At 68.6% G+C, this 23,989-nt stretch carries 24 protein-coding genes and 1 tRNA gene; 8 read left to right on the forward strand and 17 right to left on the reverse strand.

Going from position 1 to position 23,989, the window contains the following annotated elements; translation table 11 throughout:
- The first annotated feature begins 39 nt into the window (after positions 1 to 39).
- Entirely contained in the window at positions 40 to 1,023 is a 984-nt protein-coding gene (locus ACEZDG_RS16860; protein ID WP_380509565.1) for an EamA family transporter, read from the forward strand.
- A gap of 20 nt (positions 1,024 to 1,043) precedes the next feature.
- Here the strand turns inward: ACEZDG_RS16860 and ACEZDG_RS16865 are convergent, their stop codons facing one another.
- The 5 genes from ACEZDG_RS16865 to ACEZDG_RS16885 form a co-directional block, all read right to left on the reverse strand.
- Positions 1,044 to 1,976: a TolB family protein gene (locus ACEZDG_RS16865; protein WP_380509568.1), complete on the reverse strand. Its 933-nt coding sequence runs from the start codon at positions 1,974 to 1,976 to the stop codon at positions 1,044 to 1,046.
- Positions 1,977 to 2,138: 162 nt separating this feature from the next.
- The gene (locus tag ACEZDG_RS16870; protein ID WP_380509571.1) at positions 2,139 to 4,316 is read right to left on the reverse strand and encodes a glycoside hydrolase domain-containing protein; all 2,178 of its coding nucleotides are present in this window, start codon (positions 4,314 to 4,316) and stop codon (positions 2,139 to 2,141) included.
- 101 nt (positions 4,317 to 4,417) lie between these two features.
- Positions 4,418 to 6,076, reverse strand: a complete 1,659-nt coding sequence (locus ACEZDG_RS16875; RefSeq protein WP_380509574.1) for a hypothetical protein — start codon at positions 6,074 to 6,076, stop codon at positions 4,418 to 4,420.
- 93 nt (positions 6,077 to 6,169) lie between these two features.
- Entirely contained in the window at positions 6,170 to 6,322 is a 153-nt protein-coding gene (locus ACEZDG_RS16880) for a hypothetical protein (RefSeq protein WP_380509577.1), read from the reverse strand.
- Positions 6,323 to 6,410: 88 nt separating this feature from the next.
- Positions 6,411 to 6,800, reverse strand: coding sequence for a hypothetical protein (locus ACEZDG_RS16885; protein WP_380509580.1), 390 nt, complete (start codon positions 6,798 to 6,800; stop codon positions 6,411 to 6,413).
- A gap of 183 nt (positions 6,801 to 6,983) precedes the next feature.
- Between ACEZDG_RS16885 and ACEZDG_RS16890 the strand changes: the two genes are divergently transcribed.
- Positions 6,984 to 7,979, forward strand: a complete 996-nt coding sequence (locus ACEZDG_RS16890; RefSeq protein WP_380509583.1) for a helix-turn-helix transcriptional regulator — start codon at positions 6,984 to 6,986, stop codon at positions 7,977 to 7,979.
- A 127-nt stretch (positions 7,980 to 8,106) separates the two neighbouring features.
- Here ACEZDG_RS16890 and ACEZDG_RS16895 read toward each other — a convergent pair whose 3' ends face one another.
- The 5 genes from ACEZDG_RS16895 to ACEZDG_RS16915 form a co-directional block, all read right to left on the reverse strand.
- On the reverse strand, positions 8,107 to 9,288 hold the full coding sequence (locus ACEZDG_RS16895; protein WP_380509586.1) for a lipid-transfer protein: 1,182 nt from the start codon (positions 9,286 to 9,288) through the stop codon (positions 8,107 to 8,109).
- Entirely contained in the window at positions 9,285 to 10,760 is a 1,476-nt protein-coding gene (locus ACEZDG_RS16900) for an OB-fold domain-containing protein (RefSeq protein WP_380509830.1), read from the reverse strand. The genes ACEZDG_RS16895 and ACEZDG_RS16900 overlap by 4 nt, the downstream gene beginning before the upstream one ends.
- Positions 10,761 to 10,900: 140 nt before the next feature.
- A complete protein-coding gene (locus ACEZDG_RS16905) occupies positions 10,901 to 11,200 on the reverse strand; it encodes a hypothetical protein (RefSeq protein ID WP_380509589.1) in 300 nt (99 codons plus the stop codon).
- Positions 11,201 to 11,625: 425 nt separating this feature from the next.
- Entirely contained in the window at positions 11,626 to 12,462 is an 837-nt protein-coding gene (locus tag ACEZDG_RS16910) for a 4'-phosphopantetheinyl transferase family protein (RefSeq protein ID WP_380509592.1), read from the reverse strand.
- A gap of 17 nt (positions 12,463 to 12,479) precedes the next feature.
- A complete protein-coding gene (locus tag ACEZDG_RS16915) occupies positions 12,480 to 12,884 on the reverse strand; it encodes an STAS domain-containing protein (RefSeq protein WP_380509595.1) in 405 nt (134 codons plus the stop codon).
- 398 nt (positions 12,885 to 13,282) lie between these two features.
- Here ACEZDG_RS16915 and ACEZDG_RS16920 point away from each other — a divergent pair, with 398 nt between their 5' ends.
- On the forward strand, positions 13,283 to 13,819 hold the full coding sequence (locus ACEZDG_RS16920; RefSeq protein WP_380509598.1) for a GNAT family N-acetyltransferase: 537 nt from the start codon (positions 13,283 to 13,285) through the stop codon (positions 13,817 to 13,819).
- 167 nt (positions 13,820 to 13,986) lie between these two features.
- Complete coding sequence (locus tag ACEZDG_RS16925) at positions 13,987 to 14,835, forward strand: SAM-dependent methyltransferase (protein WP_380509601.1); 849 nt, start codon at positions 13,987 to 13,989, stop codon at positions 14,833 to 14,835.
- 24 nt (positions 14,836 to 14,859) lie between these two features.
- Here the strand turns inward: ACEZDG_RS16925 and ACEZDG_RS16930 are convergent, their stop codons facing one another.
- Positions 14,860 to 15,777, reverse strand: a complete 918-nt coding sequence (locus ACEZDG_RS16930) for a beta-glucanase (protein ID WP_380509604.1) — start codon at positions 15,775 to 15,777, stop codon at positions 14,860 to 14,862.
- Positions 15,778 to 16,003: 226 nt separating this feature from the next.
- Here ACEZDG_RS16930 and ACEZDG_RS16935 point away from each other — a divergent pair, with 226 nt between their 5' ends.
- Positions 16,004 to 16,378 carry a hypothetical protein gene (locus ACEZDG_RS16935; RefSeq protein ID WP_380509607.1) on the forward strand — a complete coding sequence of 125 codons (375 nt, stop codon included), beginning with the start codon at positions 16,004 to 16,006 and terminating at the stop codon, positions 16,376 to 16,378.
- A gap of 230 nt (positions 16,379 to 16,608) precedes the next feature.
- Here the strand turns inward: ACEZDG_RS16935 and ACEZDG_RS16940 are convergent, their stop codons facing one another.
- A complete protein-coding gene (locus tag ACEZDG_RS16940) occupies positions 16,609 to 17,232 on the reverse strand; it encodes an RraA family protein (RefSeq protein ID WP_380509610.1) in 624 nt (207 codons plus the stop codon).
- Between the two features lie 238 nt (positions 17,233 to 17,470).
- Here ACEZDG_RS16940 and ACEZDG_RS16945 point away from each other — a divergent pair, with 238 nt between their 5' ends.
- A complete protein-coding gene (locus ACEZDG_RS16945) occupies positions 17,471 to 17,755 on the forward strand; it encodes a hypothetical protein (RefSeq protein WP_380509613.1) in 285 nt (94 codons plus the stop codon).
- A 28-nt stretch (positions 17,756 to 17,783) separates the two neighbouring features.
- On the opposite strand, the gene ACEZDG_RS16950 is transcribed toward ACEZDG_RS16945, so the two are convergent.
- Complete coding sequence (locus ACEZDG_RS16950) at positions 17,784 to 18,476, reverse strand: histone deacetylase (protein ID WP_380509617.1); 693 nt, start codon at positions 18,474 to 18,476, stop codon at positions 17,784 to 17,786.
- Between the two features lie 340 nt (positions 18,477 to 18,816).
- Positions 18,817 to 19,065, reverse strand: a complete 249-nt coding sequence (locus tag ACEZDG_RS16955) for a hypothetical protein (protein ID WP_380509620.1) — start codon at positions 19,063 to 19,065, stop codon at positions 18,817 to 18,819.
- Positions 19,066 to 19,368: 303 nt separating this feature from the next.
- On the opposite strand from ACEZDG_RS16955, the gene ACEZDG_RS16960 reads away from it, so the two are divergent.
- Complete coding sequence (locus ACEZDG_RS16960; RefSeq protein ID WP_380509623.1) at positions 19,369 to 19,686, forward strand: hypothetical protein; 318 nt, start codon at positions 19,369 to 19,371, stop codon at positions 19,684 to 19,686.
- Between the two features lie 135 nt (positions 19,687 to 19,821).
- Here ACEZDG_RS16960 and ACEZDG_RS16965 read toward each other — a convergent pair.
- Positions 19,822 to 19,936, reverse strand: a tRNA-OTHER gene (locus tag ACEZDG_RS16965).
- 367 nt (positions 19,937 to 20,303) lie between these two features.
- Here ACEZDG_RS16965 and ACEZDG_RS16970 point away from each other — a divergent pair.
- Entirely contained in the window at positions 20,304 to 22,037 is a 1,734-nt protein-coding gene (locus ACEZDG_RS16970; protein WP_380509626.1) for an AIPR family protein, read from the forward strand.
- Between the two features lie 164 nt (positions 22,038 to 22,201).
- Here ACEZDG_RS16970 and ACEZDG_RS16975 read toward each other — a convergent pair whose 3' ends face one another.
- Both ACEZDG_RS16975 and ACEZDG_RS16980 read right to left on the reverse strand, forming a co-directional pair.
- The gene (locus tag ACEZDG_RS16975) at positions 22,202 to 22,840 is read right to left on the reverse strand and encodes an HAD family hydrolase (protein ID WP_380509628.1); all 639 of its coding nucleotides are present in this window, start codon (positions 22,838 to 22,840) and stop codon (positions 22,202 to 22,204) included.
- 47 nt (positions 22,841 to 22,887) lie between these two features.
- Positions 22,888 to 23,736 carry a GntR family transcriptional regulator gene (locus ACEZDG_RS16980; RefSeq protein ID WP_380509631.1) on the reverse strand — a complete coding sequence of 283 codons (849 nt, stop codon included), beginning with the start codon at positions 23,734 to 23,736 and terminating at the stop codon, positions 22,888 to 22,890.
- Positions 23,737 to 23,989: the final 253 nt, after the last annotated feature.

Genomic DNA, 23,989 nt, shown 5'->3' on the forward strand with positions numbered 1-23,989 from the left:
CGTTTGTCCCCCAAACGGTCCTTACGTCAGACTGACGCCATGTCCGCTCCCGTCATCGCTCCCACACCCGGCGAACCCCGGGGCCCCGGCGCTTCCGGCGGCTCAGCTGACGGTCCGTCGGCGATCGCCGTGGACCCGGCGCCGCGGGGGCGGCTGAATCGGGTCCCGGCGCCGCTGTTCTGCCTGGCCGCGATGTTCACCGTGCAGACCGGCATCGCGCTGTCCACCCCGCTGTTCTCCACCCTCGGCGTGGCCGGGACCACCTCGCTGCGGCTGATCACGGCTTCGCTGGTGCTGCTCGGCTGGACCCGGCCGCGGCTGCGCGGACGCAGCGCCCGCGACCTGCTCTCGGTGGTCCTGCTCGGCCTGGCCTCGGCCGGGATGACGCTGCTGTTCGCGGACGCGGTGCACCGGCTGCCGATGGGCACGGCGGCGACCATCGAGTTCCTCGGACCGCTGGCGGTCGCGCTGCTGTTCTCCCGCCGGCTCGGCCATGTGCTGTGGGCGCTGCTCGCCGGGGCGGGGGTGGTCCTGCTGACCCTGGTCGGCCAGGCGCAGGGCTCCGCCCTCGACCCCCGGGGGCTGGCCAGCGCCTTCGGCGCGGCGGCCTGCCTGGCCGGGTACATCCTGTTCACCCAGCGGGTCGGCCGGGCGTTCGCGGGCTTCGACGGACTGGCGCTCTCGCTGACCGTCGCCGCCCTCGCGCTGGCCCCGTTCGGCCTCGGCGAGGCCTGGAACGGGCTCAGCCAGAGCCCGAGGCCCTGGCTGCTCCTGCTGTCCGTGGCCGGTGTCGCCATGCTCTTCCCGGTCGTCCCCTACCTGCTGGAGATGACCGCGCTGCGACGCCTGCCCGAGCGGGTCTTCAGTGTGATCGCCAGCCTGGAGCCCGCGGTCAGCGCCCTGATCGGCCTGCTGATCCTGGGTCAGGTCCTCGGCGGGATCCAGCTGGTCGGCATCGCCTGCGTGATCGGCGCGAGCGCGGGCGCGACGCTCAGCGAACGGCCGCCGCGCCCCCAGCCGTAACCAGCCGTGGCCACCCGTGGTCAGCCGCGGTAGGCGACCAGGCCGGTGTAGGAGGAGACCCGGACCGGGGCCTTGGAGCCGTTGGCCGGGACGGTGTCGGTGCCGGTCGGCGTACGGAAGGCGATGGTCTTCCCGTTCGGGGACCAGGCCGGCTCGGTGTAGTCGGTGGTGGCGTGCGGGGTGATGTCCTTGACGTGCTTGCCCCGGATGTCGCTGGTGAAGAGGTGGTCGTGGCCCTTGACCGCGCGGACGAAGACGATCTCCTCGCCGTTGGGCGACAGCGCCGGCTCGGAGCCGCGGGTGACCGCGCCGCCCATCTGGCGCAGGTAGTCGTCGCGGAGGTAGACCTCGCCGTTGCGGGTGTTGTCGTACACCGAGGTGCCGTAGCCGCCCGCCGCGCTGGCCCAGTTGTTGCCGGTGGTCGGGTTGTAGGAGACGTCCGGGCCGAAGTCCCTGCCCAGCGCCAGCACGGAGGGGGCGCGGTGGTACGCGGTGGCCGAGATGGTCATCAGGCGGGTGGTGCCACCCTTGTTCGCCGTGAAGATGAGGTTGTTCTTCGCCTCGACATGGTCGCGGGGGTCGGCCTTGGCGACCTGCCAGGTCGGGTGCGACCAGGTCTGGTGACCCGGGTTGACGGAGACGATGTGGCGGCCGGTCGCATTGGCGTTGGCGACCTCCAGGTTGCCCTGGCCGTCGATGAAGGCGGCCTTCTTGCCGTCCGGCGACCAGGCCAGGTCGCGGACGTGGACCCCGAAGTTCACCCGGGTGCCGTTCATCACCACGTAGGTGCTGCCGTCGCTGATGGTCAGCCCGTTGGCCTTGCTCGTCCCGTTCAGCACTCGGTGCGAGGCGGCATCGGCCGCCGTCGGAACCAGCAGCGTGGTGAGCGCGGCGGTGAGGGCGATGGCCGCGGCGGTGGCGGTGCGGCGGGTGACACGGATACGAGCGGACATGGGTGGTTCCCCCCTGGGAACTGGTGGGCGACTGCAGTTCGGTGCTGACTGCGACAAGAAGAAGACTGTCAGTCGAAGATCGTGGATCTGTGGGCGCGCTGTCACGGGCGTGCAACAGCGGTTCGGCCCCGCACGGAAGGACCGTGCGGGGCCGAAGCAGGCTCAGTCGGCGCTGGTGGCGAGGATCTGGCTGGTGCCGTCCGGGAACCCGGCGATGCCGACCTGGTCCGCGGCGAAGGTGCCGGGCTTGCCCCAGGCGGTCCAGGTCCCATCGGTGTTGCGCACCCGGTGCCAGACGTTCCCGTCCGTGCCGACCACCGCGACCTGCGCCGTACCGTCCGGCATCCCGGCGATCGAGACCGCGCTGGCGCCCATCTGCGTCGTGGTCACCCCGCTCACCGGGCCGAACCCGGTGTACACCCCGGCCGCGCTGCGGACCTCGTGGTAGACGAACCCGTTCAGACCGATCGCCAGGATCTGCGAGGAGCCGTCCGGCAGCGCCGTGATCGCCAGGTCGGGACCGGAGAAGTACGCCGCGCCCGCGGCACCGGCCAGCAGCGACCATCCGCTCCAACTCCCGGCCGCACTACGGATGTCCAGGTACATCTTGCCGTCCGAGCCATAGGCGAGCACCTGCGAGGAGCCGTCCGGCATCCCGGCCACCGCCACCTTCTTGGCGGACATCGAGGCAGCACCGCCGTTGCCCGGGATCAGCGAGAAGGGCGTCCACGTCCCGTCCGCGCCGCGGATCCTGAAGTAGAGCTCGTTGTTGTTGCCGATCCCCACCACCTGGGACGACCCGTCCGGCAGACCGGTGATCGCGACATCGGGACCGGCGAAGTTCGGATTGCCGTCGAGGCCGTCCAGCGCGGTGAAACCGCTCCAACTGCCGTCCTGATTGCGGACCTCGTGGTAGAGGTAGCCGTTCTCGCCGATGCCCAGCACCTGCGCCGAACCGTCCGGCATCGCCGCGATGGCCTCCTCGTCGCCGGCGAAGGTCGGGGCGGTGCCCACCCCGTGCAGCGGCTTGAAGCCGGTCCAGGTCCCGTTGGTATTGCGCAGCTCGTGGTAGAAGCTGTGCGCGGCCGGGGCGACGGACACGTCGACATCGAGGATGTCCTGGTCGACGTTCACGGTGACGCCGCCGTAGGTCTGCGAGACATTGCCGCTGTACTGGTGGATCCGCTGGTGCTGGCTCCAGTCCGCGGCCGGGATGTAGTCCGGGTCGGCGGTCGTCGCGGAGCCGTTGTAGTGGGCGTCGAAGATGACGTCGGGCTCCAGGTAGCTGCCGCTGACGCTGTTGACCAGGTCGGTCATCCCGCTGGAGGCCGAGCTGTAGACCCCGGACTCGAAGTCCTTGGCATGCAGCTCCTTGGTCCAGGCGCCGAGGAAGGCCAGGACGGTGGAGCGGTAGCCGGAGCTGTACTGCTCCATGTCGAAGTAGAGCGGGACGCCGGTCCCGAAGCCGAGGCTCTCGGCCTGGGTGATCGCGTCGTCGGCCGCCGCCTTGCCCTGACCGGCCGCCGAGGTGATCTGGTCGGCCTGCAGCCCCACGTACAGGGGCATGAAGTGCCAGCCCGCCGTGGCCTGCTGCTTGACCCAGGAGGCGGTCAGGTTCGGCTGGGTGCAGGAGCGGTCGGCCCCGCCGATGTAGATGCCCACAGCCCCGTAGGGGGAACCGGACTTCCAGGCCGCCATGGTGCCGGCGCTGGGCGCCGCACAGGTGTCGAAGCCCTTGCCGGTGTAGTCGGTGCTGCTCGCGGCGATGGCGGTGGCCGTGGCCGTGGCCGTCTGCGCCTCGGGTGCAACCTTGGTCAGCGTGGGCGTGGGCGTGAGTGTGGGTGTGGGCGTGGGTGTGGGCGTGGGCGTGGGCGTCGGCGTCCTCGTCGGCAGCGCGGCCGAGGCCAGGATCGACTGCACCAGTGCCTTGTCCGTGTCGTAGGTCCCGGTCACCCGGATGTCGGCGGCGGTGGCGACGATCTGGTGGCTCACGTCCTGGTCGACCGTCCCCTGCGCGGCGGCCGAGCTGGGCAGCGGCTGCACCAGGACGGCATCGGTGCGGCCGAGGGCCTCGGCGGGACAGTCCTGGTCCGCCCCCGGGGTGCCGAGGTAGAGCGCGTGCTGGTCGAAGCGGACGCAGGCGGTGGGGTCCGCGGTGAGGTCGACGACCGGCCAGCCGCCGGGGATCCGGAACTGGTGGCCGAGATAGGAGACGGACTTGTCGGTGGCGGCCGGGGCGTCGGCGTGGGCCGATCCGGAGCCGACGGCGAGGGAGACCGAGGCCAGGCAGAGCGCGGCGAGCCCGGCCATGGCCGAACTGCGTTGACGGGAAGCAGGCATGACGAAACCTCAGAACTGGGAAGGAGTGCTGGGACGGTACGGAGCGGCCGGTCCCGCCGCCGCTGGGGCCGCGGGACCGGCCGGGCTGCTACGTGGCGCTGCTACTTGGCGGTGGTGGCGAGGATCTGGCTGGTGCCGTCCGGGAACCCGGCGATGCCGACCTGGTCCGCGGCGAAGGTGCCGGGCTTGCCCCAGGCGGTCCAGGTCCCATCGGTGTTGCGCACCCGGTGCCAGACGTTCCCGTCCGTGCCGACCACCGCGACCTGCGCCGTACCGTCCGGCATTCCGGTGATCGCCACGGCGGTGGCGCCCATCTTCGCCGTGCTCACGCCGGTGACCGGGGCGAAGCCGCTGTAGACGCCGGCGGCGGAGCGGACCTCGTGGTAGACCATGCCGTCCAGGCCGATCACCAGGATCTGCGAGGAGCCGTCCGGCAGCGCCGCGATGGACAGGTCGGGGCCGGAGAAGTACGCGGAGTCGCCGTAGCCGTCCAAGGCCGACCAGCCGCTCCAACTCCCGGCCGCGCTACGGACATCCAGGTAGAGCTTGCCGTCCGAGCCGTAGGCCAGGACCTGCGAGGAGCCGTCCGGCATGCCGGCCACCGCCACCTTCTTCGCCCCCATCGACGCGGCCCCGCCGTTGCCCGGGATCAGCGAGAACGGGGTCCAGGTGCCGTCCGCGTTGCGGATCCTGAAGTAGAGGTCGTTGTTGTTGCCGATCCCCACCACCTGGGAGGACCCGTCCGGAAGGCCGGTGATCGCCACGTCCGGGCCGCCGAAGTTCGGGTTGCCGTCGAGGCCGTCGAGGGGCTTGAAGCCGGTCCAGGTGCCGTCGGTGTTGCGGACCTCGTGGTAGAGGAAGCCGTTCTCGCCGATGCCCAGTACCTGCGCCGAACCGTCCGGCATCGCCGCGATGGCCTCCTCGTTGCCGGCGAAGGTGGCGGCGCCGGCGGCTCCGGCCAGGGCCTTGAAGCCGGTCCAGGTCCCGTTGGTGTTGCGCAGCTCGTGGTAGAAGGTGTGCACGGCGGTCTCGCTGGCCGCGATCTTGTTGTAGCGGTAGGGGGCGAAGCCGTTGGAGGTGAGGTAGCTGCGGGTGTAGTAGCTGTCGTCCTCCTTGGCGGTCTCGCCGCTGTGCGGCTCCTCCAGCACCTTGGCGGTGGTGTGGCTGGAGTTGGTCCAGCCCTTGAAGAGCACGACATGGCCGAAGGCGACACCGTCGATCATGTCACCGGGCTGCAGGTCGTCCAGGCTGCCGAGCTTGGTGGAGACGCTCGGCAGGGTGCTGGTGGTGTAGCCCCAGTTGTTGGACGCGCTGACCGGCAGGTCCCAGGCCATCGATATGAAGCCGGAGCAGTCGGTGCGGTACTTCCCGCTGGAGTCCGTGTAGTAGGCGGACTCGCTGTACGGCACCTTCGCGGTGACCCAGTTCTGCGCCCTGGTCATGATCGCGGCCCTGGTGATGGGGTCACCGGCGTTGGAGTCCTGCGGCTGGACGGCGAGCTTGGAGCCCGGGCCGCCGCTCTTGGCCGCGGCGGCCAACTCGGCGGCAGTGGCGGTGGTCGGGTCGCTGACGGTGGGGGTGAACCGGGTGGGACCGGAGGCGGAGGCGGAGCCCGCGGTCGAGGCGGTGGCACCGAAGGAGGCAGTGGCGCCGGCCGCGAAGGAGCTGGTGCTGGTGCCGAGGCCGATGCCCGTGGCGGCGACGACGGCGATGGAGAGGGCGAGCAGCTTGCGGTTGCGGATGCTTTTGGGCATGGACATGACAGATATCTCCTTGGAGTGATGGCACGCTGGATGACGGTGGATGACGGTGGATGACAGTAGGTCAGGTGTGGTCGGCCGCTTCGGCCCGGATCAGCCCCAGATCATGCTGTTCGGATTCGCCGTCGCAGTGGGGGAGACGACACCGGCGGTCGGAGTGGCAACCGCCGCGGCGGGAATCAGGACGACGGCGCCCAGCGCGAGGGCGACGACCGCGGCAGTCTTGGCGAGACGGATGCAGAACATGGTGGTGGTCCCATTCCGAGAGGAAGTAGTACGGCCCGTCCGGTCTCGCGTCCCGCGGTGGCGCTTGCCCCGGACCTGCTGGTAAGTACTACTTTCCCCGCAGGTCAGCGGGGGTGGAAGAGAGATCCGCTGGACGGAAACGGCCCTGGCCGGATCCGTCCCGACCGGGGTTCACGTCCAACAGCGCCTCGTAGAAGGGCGCGACCAGCGGCGCCCGGACCTCCCCCAGCACCCAGCCGCGGAGTTCGGGCCGGACAGCCAGCGCACGTCGGCACACGGCGGCGGCCCGCGCCTCGGCCTGCTCCAGCGATTCCGCGAGCAGATACATCCCCAGCACCGGGCACGGCCGGGCGTCGGCGTGGAGCGAGACATGCTCCACGCCCTCGTCGCTCCCGGCGGCCGAGTACACCCAGGCGGCGGTCTGCTCGGGGAGGTCGCACAGGCCGGGACTGCCCAGCTGAAGGTGAATCAGATACATGGCGCTAATGGTTCCAACTACCCCATCGGGTACGCCAGGTGACCATCCGGGACGCTTCCGTCCGTGGCCTAAACAGTCCACCCGTTCATATGCACGAAGCAACCACTCCTGGGCGTGGATGCTGCGAGGATCACCCCGTACAAGGGGGTACACATACCGTTCTTCCCGGGGGGAAAATTCCGCATGCTCACCATGCTCGGGCTGGACACCGCGTCCGAAGCCGTCTATCGGGCCATGCTCGGTGCGCCGCAGGCCGGCGTCTCCGCACTCAGCGCCATGCTGGCGCTGCCGGAGGAGCAGATCCGCACCGCCCTCGACACCCTGAGCGAACTCGCCCTGGTCCGCCCGTCCCACCAGGCGGACGGGCATCTGCGGGCCGTGTCGCCCGAACTCGGGCTGGAGATCCTGCTGGCCCGGCAGCAGTCCGAACTCGCGTCCCAGCAACAGCGGTTGGAGGCATCCAGGGCCACCGCGGCGCAACTCATCGCCGAGTACGCGGACCTGCGCCCGCAGGCCAGCAGCCCGGGCGTCGAGCAACTGGTCGGCATCGACCAGATCCGGGACCGGCTCAGTCTGCTCACCAAGGAGTTGACCACCGAGCTGATGACCTTCGCCGCGGGCGGGGCCCAGCCCCAGGAGGGCATCGACGCCGCCCGCCCGTTGGACCAGGACCTGCTGACCCGGGGCGTCCGGATGCGCACCGTCTACCTGGACAGCGTGCGCAACCACGCCGCCACCGCCGCCTACGCGGAATGGCTCACCAGCCTGGGCGGCCAGGTCCGCACCGTTCCCGCCCTCCCCACCCGGATGATCATCATCGACCGCAGCCGCGCGGTCATCCCGGTCAGCAGCGACGACACCGCCGCCGGCGCCGTGGTACTGACCGGCCAGGGCACCATCACCGCACTGTGCGCGCTGTTCGAGAGCGTCTGGGCCGAGGCCCAGCCGCTCGGCCGCCCGCCGCGGCGTGACGGCCACGGCCTCACCCCGCAGGAGCAGACCGCCGTCGCCCTGCTCGCCGAGGGACACACCGACGACGCCATCGCCAAACGCCTCGGCGTCTCCTCCCGCACCGCGCGCCGCCTCGCCACCGACCTGATCGACCGCCTGGGCGCCCGCAGCCGGTTCCAGGCGGGGGTGCGGGCGGTGCAGCAGGGGTGGCTGCCGATGCAGCGGTGACGGCGGCGGGGGCGGCGGCGGTTCCGCGGCGACGGTGGCGGCGGTGGTTCGGCGGGGGCGGCAGCGGCGGTGACGGTTCCGCGGTGGCGGCGGTGGCGGCGGCGGTGGCAGACGTGGCAGCGGCCGGCTATCCCCGGCCGAGCAGCAGCCCCGAGGTCGGCACGCCGGTGCCCGCGGTGACCAACACATGCTCCGCGTCCGGCACCTGGTTCACCGAGCTGCCGCGCAACTGCCGCACCGCCTCGGCGATGCCGTTCATCCCGTGCAGATAGGCCTCGCCCAGTTGTCCCCCATGGGTGTTCACCGGAAGCCGTCCACCCAGCTCCAGCCCGCCGTCGGCGGCGAAGTCGGCCGCCTCGCCGGGCCCGCAGAAGCCGAACTCCTCCAACTGCATCAGCACGAACGGGGTGAAGTGGTCGTAGAGCACCGCGGTGCTGATGTCGGCGGGCCGCAGGCCGCTGGTGCGCCAGAGCTGGCGGGCGACGACGTTCATCTCCGGCAGGCCGGTGAGGTCGTCCCGGTAGAAGCTGGTCATCGCCTCCTGGTTGCGGCCCGCGCCCTGGGCCGCGGCCGTGATCACCGCAGGGCGTTGCCGCAGGTCGCGGGCGCGTTCCGGGGTGGTGACCACCAGCGCTTGGCCGCCGTCCGTCTCCTGGCAGCAGTCCAGCAGCCGCAGCGGCTCCACGATCCAGCGGGAGGCGGCGTGGTCGGCGAGAGTGATCGGACGCCCGTAGAAGTACGCGGCCGGGTTGGTCGCGGCATGGCGCCGGTCGGCGACCGCGACCGGGCCGAAGACCTCCGGGCCCAACCCGTAGGTGTGCAGGTAGCGCTGGGCGTGCAGGGCCACCCAGGAGGCCGGGGTGAGCAGCCCGTACGGCATGGTCCAGCCCATCGCCGTTCCCTCGGACGAGGGTTGACGGTTCATCAGACCTGATCCGAACCGGTGCTGCGACCGCTCGTTGAAGGCCCGGTAGCAGACCACCACCTCGGCCAGGCCGGTGGCGACCGCCAGCGCGGCCTGCTGGACGGTGGCACAGGCGGCGCCGCCGCCGTAGTGGATCCGGGAGAAGAAGCTCAGCTCACCGATGCCGGCCGCCTGGGCGACGGTGATCTCCGGACTGGTGTCCATGGTGAAGGTGACCAGGCCGTCCACATCCTGTGGACGGAGCCCGGCGTCGTCCAGCGCGGCCTGCACCGCCTCGACGGCGAGCTTGAGCTCGCTGCGACCGGAGTCCTTGGAGAACTCGGTCGCGCCGATGCCGGCGATGGCGGCACGGCCGCCCAGGGTGTCGGCGCGGGTGAGGCTCATACCAGTCCCTCCGGGACGGAAACGGGGACGGTGACGGGAGCGGGGAGGGGAGCGGGAAGGATGAGGCGGACGGTGGCTGTGACGTGCGCGCCCCGGTGGGTCCGGCCGGTGACGGTCAGGGTCAGCCGCTCCATCTGGCCCTCGGCCTCGGTGACGCCCGGGCGCTGGACCACGCGTCCGGTGAACACCAACTCGTCGCCGGGGTAGGCCGGTACACCGAGGCGCACAGAGATGCCGGTGAGCACCGCCTTCGGCCCGGCCCAGTCGGTGACATACCGTCCGACCAGGCCGTTGCTGGTCAGGATGTTCATAAAGATGTCCGGCGCGCCCTTGGCATGGGCGAGTTCCACGTCGTGGTGGACGTCCTGGTAGTCGCGGGAGGCGATCGCTCCGGCCACAATCAGCGTGCGAGTGACCGGAATCCGCAGCGGCGGGAGGTCGTCGCCGGTCGCCGGCCGGAACAGCGGCAGCGTCAACTCATCGTCGCAGCGCTCGAAGGAGAGCCGCACCGGCAGGCCGATCCGCACCTCGTCCGGGGGGAGGCCGATCACATTGCTGACGATCCTGACCCCTTCGGCGAGTTCCACCAGCGCGACCGCGTAGGGGCCGTCCGCCCGGAACGCCGCGGGCAGCGGGTGGTGCACAACCACGTGCGAGTAGACCGTGCCCGCGCCGCTCGCCGCCTCCGCCGCCCATTCGGCCGAGCCGCAGACGTTGCAGCCCGGCAGCCAGGGAAAGCGCGGCGTCCCGCAGGCCGCGCAGCGCTGGAAGCGCAGTTCGCCTGCGGCGACACCGTCCCAGAAGCCCTCGTTGTCGCGGTTGACGACCGGCCGGGGCCGAAGCACCGGCCCAGCCTCGGGCTGCCCTTCCTTGCGTTCCTCCTGGCGGCCAGCCTGCCGTTCCGGCTGGCGTTCCTCCTGGCGGCCCGCCGGACGGAACTTGAGGATCCGGAAGCGGTGGGTCGCGACCGGCACCGCCTCCTCCGGCTTCTCCCCCGCGGCCTCGTCGTACGCACGGAGGTCCATCCGGGTGGTCACGAAGTGCCCGACGCCCAGCGCGGTCGTCTTCCGTGCCGACACCGACTCGATCTCGGCGTCGAAGAGCACCCGTTGGCCGGGGCGTAGCGGCCGGAGGTACTCCTGCTCGCAGTCGGTGGCGACGACCGAGCGGAAGCCCTCGGCGTCCAGCCGCGCGAGCAGGTCGTCGTAGACGCTGCTGCGACCGTCCTGCACCGCCGCGCCGCCACGCCCCAGCCCCAGCCCCAGCCCCAGCCCCAGCCCCGCCAGGGTCCACGCCTGCAGCATCGCCGGCGGTGCGACGGCGTTCGGGCCGGTGTAGGCCGGGTTGGCGTCGCCCATGGCCTCGCACCAGTGCCGGATCATCGGCGCGTTGACCAGGTCCTGCGCCCGGCCCCCGGCCGCGGCGGGGCGACCCGCGTACTCCTGGTACTGCTGTGGATCGGTCGGCTCCATCACAAATCTGACTGTGCGTCAGATACGCTGGCGCAGTCAAGAGCACGGCAGAACCGCGAGTGGACCGACAGGTCTGCCCCGGAGCCTTGGGACCGGCACCGGGGCAGACCGATTCAGCTGTTCAGCGCTTCTTCCCGGGGCTAGAAGAAGATCCGGACGTTGCTGTTGGACTGGCTGCTGAACACGCCGCCCGAGTTGCCGGTCACACCCAGCGTGTTGTTGGCGTTGGAGGCACCCGAACCGGTCGCGGTCTGCTGGGTCCAGTTGGAGTTCCCGTTGACCCAGCCCGAGAGGTTCCCGCTGCCCGAGTCGGAGACGATGCTGCTGTTGGACCCGTCGTTCGCGAATGCGCCATTGTCCGCGGAGGCCGCGCCGGCGCCCGCCAGGATCATCGCGACGGCAATCGGAGCTGCGGCAAGGGCAATGCGGATACGGGACATGTGATTCCTCCAAGTGGTGGAAGTCGAACACGGTGTGGGCAGCCACATGGCCAGATGCGGCCTGCCCGGCCTGCGACGTCGCACCTTCAGACTGACCCAGACGGCCCACGGATATCCAACCCTGGAGGGATAGTTCCCCCGTAAGCGTGACACGGGAGCCCTAACCCCTGAACGATCGACAGTTCGCCCCGTAACGGTTTCCCCTTGATATACCGCCCATTTGGACCCCTCGGCACCGTCCCGCGACGGCCTCGGGGGCGTGCGACCCGGCCCGTCCGCACACCCGGGGCGCGCGGCACCCCCGTACGCGCCGCCCCCGTCGACCACGCACGGTCGGCACACGGTCGGCGCGCGGCCGGCACACGGCCGGCAGCCGTGAGCAAGCAGACGGGGGACGGGGCCTTTCGGCAGGCAGCGGGCTCGGGTCAGTCCTGGGGGTGCCCCTGGAGGACGAAGGCCGCGGAGAGCCTGCGCACCCGCACCTCCGCCGCCGAGCCGCCCTGGATGGCCAGGGCCGCGGCGTGGTCCGGGTCGTCGGTGGGCAGGTCGGTGACGGTCCAACCGGGCGGGTTCGGGGCCAGGCCCGCGGTGCCGAGGTAGTCCGCGGACGGGTCCCGGCCGAGGCCGATGCCGAGGCCCTTCAGATACGCCTCCTTGCGGGTCCAGAGCCGGGCGAAGCCGGGGACCAACTGGTCGGCGGGCAGCGAGGCGAGCTCGGTCTGCTCACCGGGGTGCAGCACGGACGCCAGTTCGGCCACCGTCTCCCCGCGCGGCAGCCCCTCGACGTCCACACCGATCGGCACCTCGGCGATGCCGATCAGCACCAGGTCGCCGCCGTGGGACAGCGAGAAGTGCAGCGGACGCGGCGGGTCGGCGAGGGCCGGACGGCCGTGCGGCTCACCACAGCGGGGGCAGGGCTCCCTGATCAGGACGAGGTCCCGGGCCGGTCTCCCGGTGGCGTCCCCGAGCAGTCGGCGCAGCGCGACGTGCGCGGCGACGTAGCGGATCCGGTCCGCGTCATGGACGAACGCGGCGGCGCGGGCCCGCTCCTCAGCGTCCAGCAGGTCCAGGACACCCGCCGCGGCGGGCGCGTCACCAACGGGCGCGTCACCGTTGGAGGGGTCGACGGCGGAGGGGTCGACGGCGAGCCCGTCACCGTTGGACAGGTCGCCGACGGGCGGGCCGCCTCCCGGCGGGTCGCCGACGAGGTCGCGTTCCGGCAGGTCGGAGACGCGCAGTAGCCACAGATCCGGGCTGGACAAGGTTTCCTCCTGGCGGGTTACTTCCCGCCATGCTCCCGCACCCGCGGCCCGACCGCGCCACGCCGCCCCAGTCGAACGGCTCTCCGCGGGGTCGCGACGGAGATGGTCGGGGTCAGCCCGGCCAGCCGCAGGGTCTTCAGGATGCGCGAATCCGTGCAGATCAGCGACATGTCGCCGCCCCGGTCCTGGGCCCGGCACCAGGCCCGGCAGAGCGGGCCCATCCCGCCGCTGTCGATGAAGCTGACACCGCGCAGGTCGACGACCACCTGCGGCCGGTCCCCGGCCGTGGCGGCGTCCAGATGCCGGGTCAGCAACCAGGTCGTCGCGATGTCGATCTCGCCGTACAGCTCCACCACGGTCCGTCCGCCGCGGCCGTCCGGCTCCCCCGTACGGACGTGGCCCCGTCGCTGACGCAACGTCACCTCGGCGTTCCCACCCAAAAACCCTGTCCCCGTCATGCGCCCCGCTCCCGGATCGCCCTGCCCCGCCGTACCAGGGACAACGCCCCGCAGACCGCACAGGCGATATCCCTCCCTCCACTAGAACGTCATGGCACCCCGGTTTCGTTGACTCCCACGCCAGCCTGTTACCCATCCGTTGTGATCCCCCCGCAGCGGTCGCGGCGCACCGTCACTTGCAACGCCCGGCTCCAGGAGCGCGCGCGCCGTCCCCATCCCGTTCCACTCGTCGGACCGGCCTCGCCGGCCTGCCCGGCGTTGCCGGCGTTGTCGGCCTGACCGGCCTCGCCGCCGCGGGCGCACCCGCCTGCGCACCGACAGGCATCCGGCCGGGTGCACAGGCGGCTGTTACCGTCCCCCTTATGCCGGAACTGATCCTCCCCACAGCACAGCTGCGCCCGTCCTGGCTCGCGGCACGCGACGAGTGGCCGACAGGCGCGCACCAGGACGGGACCGGTCTGCGCCTGGCCACCGATGTCGATCTGGACGACCCCGAGGGCTTCTCGACCTGGGTCGAGCGACTGCTGCGGCAGGCGGACCGCTCGGCCGCCCTCGGTGAGGAGAGCGTTCACGCCACCCACTGGTGGATTGTCGAGGGTGACAGCTATCTGGGCGCCATCGATCTGCGGCACTATCTGAACGCCTTCCTGCTGGAGACCGGCGGCCACATCGGTTACAGCGTCCGGCCGTCGGCGAGGAGGCGCGGCCTGGCCACCTGGGCGCTGGCGACCGTGCTGCCCGAGGCGCGCCGGCTCGGCCTGGACCGGGTCCTGGTCACCTGCGACGACGGCAACGCCGCCTCGGCGCGCACGATCGAGCGCAACGGCGGCGTACTGGAGGACGTACGCGGCTCCGCCAGCGGACCCAAGCGGCGTTACTGGATCACCTTCGCCGGCTGAGGCCCTGAAGTCCTCGGCCCCTGAAGTCCTGAGGCGCCGAGGTCCTCAGGCTTCGAGGCCCTGAGGCTTCGAGCCCCCAGGTGAACGAATGCGTCTCCGCAAGGCAAACGCGTGACCTAGCATGACCGTTGATGTCGCGTCAGCGGAGGTTCGGGGGAGGGAAGGCCATGGCGGAAGGTTCGCACCTGGACGGTTGGACGGAGATGGGACCGGACTGGGAGGTTCCGCCGCCGATGCGCACCGACATAGCCCACGGCGCCCGGATCTACGACTACTTCATCGGTGGCAAGGACAACTTCCCCGCCGACCGCGCCGCGGCCGAACATGTGCTCGAGCTGCGGCCGAGCCTGGCCCTGGCCGCGCGGGCCAACCGCCGCTTCATGTGCCGGGCGGTCGAGTACGTCGCCTCGCAGGGCATACGCCAGTTCCTCGACATCGGCACGGGCATCCCCACCTCGCCGAACACCCACGAGGTCGCCCAGTCCGTCATCCCGGAGGCCCGGGTCGTCTACGTCGACAACGACCCCATGGTCCTGGTGCACGCCCGTGCCCTGCTGGTCAGCGCGCCGGAGGGGCGCACCGCCTACATCGACGCCGATGTGCGCGACCCCTCCTCGATCCTGGACCACCCCAGCCTGCGGAAGGTCCTGGACCTCACCGAGCCGGTGTGCCTGATGCTGGTCGCCCTGCTGCACTTCGTCGCCGACGAGGAGGACCCCTACGGCCTGGTCGCGCAACTCCTCGACGCCTGCCCCAGCGGTAGCCGGCTGATCCTCACCCATGGCACCGAGGACTTCTCCGACGAGGCCGGCGCCAGGGCCCTCCAGGCGTACCGCGCCTCGGGCGTGAACCTGCACCTGCGCCCCCACGCCGAGGTGCTGCGCTTCTTCGACGGCCTGGAGCTCGCCGAGCCCGGTCTGCAGCTGGTCAACCGCTGGCGTCCGGACAACGACCTCGACCGCCAGGCCCGCCCCCAGGACATCACCTGGTACGGGGCCGTCGCCAGCAAACCCTGACGCGGTGGCAGGAGGTCCCGTCCCTCAGCGGAAGACCCGGATCCTGTCGATCGCCATGCTGATGGGGTGCGCGGAGCTGGGCAGCCGTCCGGGCTGGGCGGAGACGCTGAGGCTGGCGATCAGATAGGCGTGCCACTTCGCGCCGACCCCCACATGGTCCTGGTACGCGAGCCGGAGCGGGTGGGTGTCGTCCCCCACGTACCAGCCGACGTCGGTCGCGCCGAAGCGGACCGCGACCGTGATCCACCTGCCGAAGCCCACCAGCGGGGAGTGGACGAAGGAGTACGTACTGGCGCCGGGGGTGTGGTTGGCGAACTCGATGATCCCGGGCGTCTCGCTGTGCCACTCCATCAGGTCGACCTCGTTGCCGTCGCGCCAGGTCCAGACGGCCGGCCAGGCCCCGTGCCCGCCGCCGTCCTGGCGGCCGGGGAGCCGCATCCGGATCAGCGCGTAGTCGCCGGCCCTGAGCTGGAAGCCGTTGCCGCCCGCGACACCCCCGTGCCAGGGCTCGGTGGTGAGCAGCCCGGTCCGCCAAGGGCCGTGCACGGCAGCGGTGGTGGGGGAGGCGGTGATGTGCAGCTGCCCGTGGCTGACCTTCATCGCGGCGGCCTGCACCCGGTCGAACTTGAACTGGTCGGGGTCACTCGCCCCGTCCGCGTAGGCGGAGGTCCGGTCCGACCACACCGCGCCGCGCTTCCCCCAGCGCGGCGACCCGAACCCGTCGTCGAAGACCGCACGCCAACGCCGCGCCGGGGCGGCGAGGGCGAGCGAGGGGGCGGCGGGCGCGAGCGCTGGAACCGCGCGCGGGGCCACGCGCGGAGCCACACGCGGGGGCGCCGGGGCGGCGAGCGCGGGCAGGGCCGACGGGGCCAGCAGCAGGGACGTCGCGACCAGCGCGGCGGCCAGGACGCGCAGCGCGGACGCACGTGCCACGGCAGACATGTCGTTCCTTCGTTCGATGACCCGGGCGAGCTGATCGGCCTGCCCGGCCGGCCGATCAGCCTGGTGCACCACCGACCCACCGACCCCTCAGCATCCTCCAGGCCACCTCAGCACCCGTCAGAGACACGCTGACCAGCCAGTATTGTCATACCCCGGTGCGACAATAGGGGTAGCGAAACGGTCCTCCACGGTCCCTCACGGTCCTCTGCCTGTACTGGAGACATAGATGAAGAGCTCCATCGGAACCGCCGTCACCTTCCTCCCGCCCGGCACCCCGGGCGAGGTCTGCTCCTCCTGGAACCGCGCCGCCCTCGCCGCCAACGTCGCGTCCCGGGCCGCGCAGCTCGGCCTCGGCGCCGATCTGACCAGGTCCCAGATGGCCGGCCTGGCCCAACTCGTCCGCGACGGCGCCGGCAAGCCGCGCCCGCTGTCCGCCAAGACCCAGAGCGCGATACGCGCGGCCCTGCGTCCGCCCCTGACCCCCGAGAGCGACCCGTCCCAGGTCGCCGCCGCCGTCTTCGCTGCCCTCCCCGACACCCCCCTGCCCGTCACCGGCAACGACGGCCGCCGCTACTACCTGGTAGCCGTCCCCGCCGCCTGACCGCTCGCAGGCCGGCGTCCGCGCGTCCTGCCGTCCCGTCGTCCCGTCGTTCTCTCGCCCTTTCGCCCTCTCGCCCTCACGTCGCATGGAGCCCGGGGCCTTCCTTCAAACCCCGGGCTCCCTCAGGGGCCCAGCCGCAGCCCCCAGCTCCATCGATCGACAGGCCAAGGCAGTGACCACATCTGACCGGCCGTCACAATCGACTCTCCGTAGGCCGGAATCGACCATGCTCAGCCGACAAACCCCTGCTCACTCAACGCCTTCTCAATACGTGCACGGTGCTGCGCCTCCCAGGCGTCGAGGGATTCGGCAGCTTCCTTGGCGAGCCTCGCCCGAGCCGCGCCCAGCACCTCCGCCTGCCGAACGGCAGGCGCCACAACGACGCCTTTCTCGTCAGCCACCACAACGTCCCCGGGATGCACCAGGACGCCTCCGCAACGCACCGGGCCGCCGAGCGCCCCGATAGCCTGCTTCGTCCCGGGGATGGGAATGACGCCACGGGCGAAGACGGGGAAGCCCGCCTCGCGGACCTCGCCCAGATCCCGGATGACACCGTCCACCACAAACGCCGCGATCCCCCGCCGCTGGGCGACAGCACACACATTGCCGCCGGCGAGCGCGTAGTCCACGTCACCCGACTCCACGACGATGACCGACCCCGGCTCCGCACGGTAGATGGCCGCATGCAGCATGAGATTGTCCCCCTGCGGACACCGCACGGTGTACGCAGGCCCCGCGACCCGCGGTACCGGCGTCCACAGCGGACGGATGCCGATGTCCATGACCCGCTCCCGCCCCAGGAGGTCGGCCAGCGTGGTCGCCGGGACGTCCCGGTAGGCACTGATGTCGTTCATCGTCTTCCTTCGCGTTGCATGAATTGCCATTCTCCTGCCGCTTCCCCGTCAGGCCGTCGGTGGCGTCCAGTTCCGCAGCCGCCCACCACGTACGCCCTACCCACGGCCCCAACAACACAGCTCCCAGCGGGCCCCACCCTGCCCCATCGTCGCCCGAGAGGCGCGTGCCCTGGCCCGATCCGCCACGCCGGGTGGCAGTCTCGACCGTCCTGTCATCGGTGTCGGGCATGGTGCAGTCATGAGCGTGATAGTCGAGTTCTTCGTGGCACCCGACGAAGCCTCCGCAGTAGTAGCGCTGAGCCACGGTCCACACACCTCCCTCCCCACGCTGAGCTGCAGAAACTTCGACCCCGAGGAAGCCCTGATCGAGTGGGAGTGTCTGCTCGCAGGCGTCACCTTCGAGGAACTGGTCGTCGCTGGCGAGAACGCCGAATCGGACGTGGTGTTCGCACTCTCCGACCTGGCCGTCCTGGCCAAGTCAGCCGTACAGCAGGGCACGAGCCTGTATGGCTTGGTGGCCTGAGCCGGACAACCACTGCCGCAACGGCATATCACTCCCGCACGTCCGGCTGCCGGACGGCAGAAGCGTCGACGGCTTCGGCCACCTCGGCTGCCGTCCATGATCCAGCGGCACCCTGGCGACTGGCCAGGTACTCAGCCACCCGTTCGACACCCCACCCATGGGACTCCCGCAAGCCCGACGCGAAGTTGCGGAGGTAGGCCGCAGCAGGCCGAGCGTGCGTGACATCGGCACTTCGCCAAGGGGCTGTGAAGGTGAGTACCGGGTAGCCGTCCAGCATCCCGGGACATACCAGCGTCTCGTAGCGCCCCTCTCCCAGAACCGCCCTCCCCTCAGCGAGCACATCCATGAGATCCAGATCCCCACCAGGTTCCCGGTACATCTCCTGGGCCGCGATATCCGAGAACTGCGACGCCGACACCAGGTAGGCACGCGCGGGCATCTCTCCAGGGTCCAGCGGGTCGTAGAACCCCATGCCGCCCGTCCAGGCCATGGACTCCAGGGCGAAGTAGAGCTGACCGGGAAGCATCACCGGAATCATCCGCCGCGGAGCCCGCGAGTCCCGGCAGCCCGGATACCGCCGTGCACCGCCCGGAGGCCTCCCACCGGCCAGGTAATAGTTCAACCGATCGAAGTGCATATTAGAGCCATAGGCGGCATACCAGACGCGATGCGTTGCAACGTTGCGGCCGTCCAGCGCTTCCGGCCTCCGAGGGGTGGTCACATCCCCCAGTCTGATCGCCCTAGTCCGGCCAAGCACTCCCAGGTGTCCGGGCGTACATCGATTCCGTCCCGGACGCCTTCGTCCCCACCACAGCCGCCGCCCTGCACCGCTACCTGGCAGGTGGCCAGAGCGTCTCCGTCGATTCCTGGGCCGAGCGCACGTCGGTCTGATGTCCGTCCCCGTCCGAAGTGCCAATTCCATCTGCCAGGACGCGCATCCGGACACAGGGCGATCGGCATGGAGGTGCGATGCGGCAGGGCATGCGCTCGGCACAGGTGATGACGTTCACGTCCGAACAGGACCGCGCCCTCTGGCCGACACTGGCGCGTTCCCGGTCGGGTCAGGTGGTGCTGCTGTCATCATGCGACGTCCAGGGGATCCGCCGATGGGACGTGTTCACCGGCCGGATGCTGTGCTGTTGGGACGGCGGCTGGCCCGTCAACGCGCTGGCGGTCGCCTCACCGCCGGACGGCAGCTTGGTGGTCGCGGCCGCCATGGAAGACGGAGTCCTGCGGCTCGACGCGCTGACCGGCGAGGAACTGGACAGCCCCGAGATGGCCGGCGGCGACACGGTCTGGGACGTGGCCACGGACTCCTCCCGGACCGTCGGGCGTTCATCGCCGGAGCCGGCCACGGCAGCTTCCGGGTCTACCTGTGGGACGCGGCAACAGGCGCCCCGCTGGGACCGCCCCTGCTCAGCCACACCGCGCCCGTCAAGGCCGTCACCGCCATCACCCTGCCCGACGGCACCGCGCTGGTCGCCATCAAGGACGAGTCGGGGCGCATCCTCCGCTGAACGCCGCCACCGGTCAGCCGTACGGGGGCACCGATCCACGAGCCCGGCGACACCGGCATGCACTTGGTCTCCCTAGCCCTCAACGACGGCCGGACCATGCTCACCTCCCTCGATATGCGCGGCACCCTGTCCCGGTGGAACGCGGTCACCGGAGAGCCGATCGGCCAGCTGCTGCGACCGGGCCCGGACACATCACTGACCGCTGCCTCAGCGGCAGGCGGAGGCGTACTGTTCACCGCTCCCTACGACGGCCAGACCACCCTGTGGGGCGCCGTAAGCGGCGAAACGATAGGCCCACCGCTACCCGGAAGCGGACCGGCAGCCCTGGCCTGCTTCGACGGCTCAGTACAGATGGCGACCCGCACCACCGATGCGGAAATGACGATCCGTCGCCTATTCAATCCACTCATCTGAGCTGTAGGACGCCACCGGCGTGCCAGATCCGTGCCAGATGAAGCGGTCAACACCGGTCATTCGCGGATCATCCGCATGACGCCAAAAGCAGACGGCCCCCGACCGTTGTGACTGGTCAGGGGCCGTTCCAAGCGGAGAGCGAGGGATTCGAACCCTCGGGCGGGGTTGCCCCCGCCGACAGTTTTCAAGAATGAAGGCAGTATCACCGCGCTGAGAGCTGTGACCTGCTGCTCAGCAGTACAACTCAGCTCGACACGTTCGCGTGGCCCCAGCCTGGCCCCGGAGCGGGCCTATGCCAGCTTGATCTATGGGCCCGTCCACATGCCAGCGGCGACCGAACGCCCTGGGAGCCGGCTCCATCGCGGTTACGTAGAGGATGTGGCACCTGCGGCTCGGTGCAGACTGGCCTCTCGCACGTCAGTCTCTCTCGCCTTGCTGCATCGTTCGACCGGGTCGCACGGCCACCCCGGGCCCTGGCTCTTCCGGCTGAGTGAAGATCCCTACGTCGACAGATCCTTGCCACTCAGACTTCTCAATCCGCTAGTCTGGCAATCTGCAATCAGCGCGCTTCTTGTCACACCGTTCAGAATAGTCGCCGGGCAGAACAGGGGTGGAGTATGGACCGCATCACCGAAGGACTCGTCAAGCAGTTCCAACAGGAACGAGGCCTCAAAAACCTCACAGAATCTGAAGCGTTCGAAGACTTTGCAGGCTTCTGCGTAATTAGCAGCTACTTCGAAGATGAGTTCGACCCCGACGAATTTCGAATGGGCGCAGGGGGTGATCTTGGCGTAGATATCGCAGCAATCATCATCAATGGCGACCTCCTATTGGATGCTGCCGACGTCAGAGCGGCCGTGGCTCAAGCAAAGACGCTTGACGTTAGAATTATCATTGTTCAGGCGAAGACAACCCAAGGGTTCGAAGCCAAGGTTTTCACCGATTTGGCGGACAATCTTGTTGAATTGATTACATCTGACATGATCCCCTATCCGGCATCTCCAGAGATTGCCAACCTGCGCGAATGCATCGATGCGATCTATGCGGACCTAGGAAAGCTCTCTCGCGGTGGCCTCCCAGCGCTCTCCGTTCGGTACGCGTCGACGGGCGCCGTGGGCGACAACATGCTCGAAGCGAAGCGCAAGACAGCAGTTAAGCGACTGGATCAGACTAATTACTTTAGCGAAGTTGATGCAATTCCTCTCGGTGCTCGGGAACTACGCGAACTTTACCAGCGCGCCACATCGGCCGTGTCTGCGGAATTTACGATGCCCAAGCGAATCACTCTTCCAAAGATGCCGCTTGTCGAGCAGGCCTTCCTTGGAGTATTGCCAGCCAAGGATCTGGTTAAGATTCTCACTGACCCAGGCGGCGGTATTCGGAAGACTCTATTTTTTGAGAACGTTCGCGACTTTCAGGATTATAACCCTGTCAACCTAGAGATTCAGCAGACGGTAAAGAACTCAGAGGGCAGGGAGCGGTTCGCGGTCTTGAATAACGGCATCACGATTGTCACTCGCGAACTAACGCTCGCTGGAGATGATATTCACATTCGCGACTTTCAGATCGTGAACGGCTGCCAGACCTGTCATGTGCTGTTTGACGAGAAGGCGAACCTAACTGACGGAGTTCACGTCAATGTGCGACTTATTCAATCGCGAGAAGAGAACGTAATCACTGAGATTACGACAGCCACAAACCGTCAGACTGCCGTGACTGACGAAGATCTTCAAGCGCGAGAGAACTTCCACAAGGAACTCGAAGTCCTCTTCCAATCATTTTCGGACAGCGAGCGCCTATATTATGAGAGGCGGTCTCGTCAATACAGCTCTCAGCAGACCGTAGAGAAAACCAGGATTGTCACCAGATCTCTCCTCACTCGCACCTTCGCATCCATGTTCCTAAATGAACCATCCCGCGCAGGGCGTTACTATAAGGAGCTCAAAGAAACCCGCGAATCTGACTTGTTCCAGCCGCATCAAAATGCGCTTTCCTACTACACGAGCGCGGCCACATCATATCGAATTGAATGGCTTTTCCGCACTAAAAGAATCGACCGGAAGTACACCCCGGCAAAGTATCAGCTTCTAATGGCAGTGAAAACCTATCTGCTCGGTACAGGCGACTTGCCACAAGGGAACAGGTTGGCTGATCGTGAGTGTAAAAAGATTCTTGACGTGATGTGGGATCCCGCCAAAGCAGAAGAGCTTATCCAGAAGCTTCTGCCTGCCGTGGATATCGCCGCGCAAGGCGAGGATGCGAGTGGCGCTATCACTCGTGACACTGTCCGAACGCTACGGTTCGCCGATAATCTGCGACGCGCAGTTCGACAACTGGAAGGTTCCCAGTAGGAATTCATGGAGCAACCGCATCGAAAATTGGAAGGCTTCTGGATTTACCCTGGAAGCCTCTCAGTTCCGCTGGTAAATTTGCTCAAGAATTCTGCGATCCATCGGCGTCCGCCGCCGTTAAGTGTAAAGAATGGACGCACACCTAAGGCGGCGGCTGTCCTCTTCTACACGAGCGCCAAAACGTCGGCAATCATCTGCATGGAGTCAACGACAACCACCGCGCCAGCCTGCTTGAGCGTTGCATCCTTACCTGGCTTGTTGGCGTAGCCGATCGTTCTGACCTTCACAGCGTCACCGGCCTGCACGTCCCGCACAGCGTCACCAATGAAGATGCAGTCGGAAGGCTTCGCAGCAACCGCGCCCATCGCGTCCGTCAGCAATCGGGGGTCAGGCTTCATGGATGACGGCTCACCGAGAATGCGCCCATAGACACCCGACACGTACTTACTGAGGCCATGCGCGTCTAGGTACATATGGATCGCACTGCCGGCGTTGTTGCTCACGATCCCTACCGAGCGGCCTGAGTCCATGCAGGCGCGGAGCACCGACTCTCCCCCGACTGTTGGCCTGGCGAGGCTGGCGGCCTGTTCTTCGAGTCGAGTCAGAGTCAGATCGGCAGCGCCTGCAAGCTCCGGGCGTTCGTCGCCGATACGCCGGAGCAGCGCAAGAGGGTCAGAGGCGGTCACCCACCCTTCCGGAATCCTCGCCCCCGTGGCCAGACCGACCACTAGGTCGTGGGCGACTTCCTGAGCAGTCAGTCCGGCGAAGATGGAACACAGAGGACCATCGAAGTCGAGAAGCACGTGCTTAACCGGACGGAGGACGTCCACTAGCTGCTGAGGGACAGTGCTCACTGCTCACGCTCGAATGCGATGGTTGTCCATAGGCTGTCGAACCAGGTCTGGGACTGCTGCACGTACTGAGAGCCGATGGACGCCTCATCTGGGCCTGCCGAGTGGTGGAACAGCGTGGTGTCCTTGCCAGTGACGTCATAGAAGGTGTGCAGGTCACCCGCGATCGGGGCCGAGCGCTCCCGGAGCGGGTAGTACCCGAAGAATGCCTCGGTCCGGTTCAGGATGTACAGCTTGAACAGGGGCGATGCCCGGTGAACCTTCACAAGGACAGTGGCTGACTGCACAAGCCCAAGTTCCGCGAGCACCTCGACTGAGTGGGCAATCCCCGCAGCATTGGTCAGCGCGATCTGACGCGCACGTTCCCGCAGCGCAGGCTCATCCTTGAGTCCCTCCACCAATACAGGCACTGCCATCGGTGCCGTGGTGTCCGGCAGCAGAAGTCGCACCGCGATCGACTCCGGGGTGAACCGCCCGGACCGAATCTTGTCGAGCGGTTCCAACATCGCGTTATGCAGTGTCTCGCTGGAGAACCCAGCGAAGTCGATGGTCACCTGCGGCTGAGCGAAGGCCGCTTCAAGGTGCGGTCGGAGACCGACCGGCCGCTCTGTGCGCTCCCGCACGAAGGACCCGCTGCCCTGGCGAGTGACGATCAGCCCTTCGCTCCTGAGCAGGTCTAGGGCTTTGTCTACAGTTCCGCGGGCGACCTTGAAGTGCTTCGCAAGCTCAGGTCCGGACGGGATTTTGTCGCCAGGTTCGAAGCCTGCCTTCTTGGTGAGGATCGAAGCCCGGAGAGAGCTGCCGACCTGCTGATACGGGGGGCGCGAGTCATCTGGGTCAAGGCTCATACGCCCACTGTAGGACACATGGTCAACATAGGCGAGAAACCCAACCCTCTTGACCTGCCTAAGCAAGTTGGATAGCTTAAGCATGTCGCAACCGGGAGAACCGGAAAACGACATGAGGGGCCTTCTTTGGGCTGCTCAGAGCAGTGAAATAGGAGCCCCGCGTTGGTCGGGGGGAGGTTCCCGGCACCTTGGCAGCCGGAGGGCATGACCGAACGGCTCCGGTCACGTCTCCAGCCTGAAACGGGAGCACGCT

Source organism: Streptacidiphilus alkalitolerans (assembly GCF_042511045.1).
Taxonomy (GTDB): domain Bacteria; phylum Actinomycetota; class Actinomycetes; order Streptomycetales; family Streptomycetaceae; genus Streptacidiphilus; species Streptacidiphilus alkalitolerans.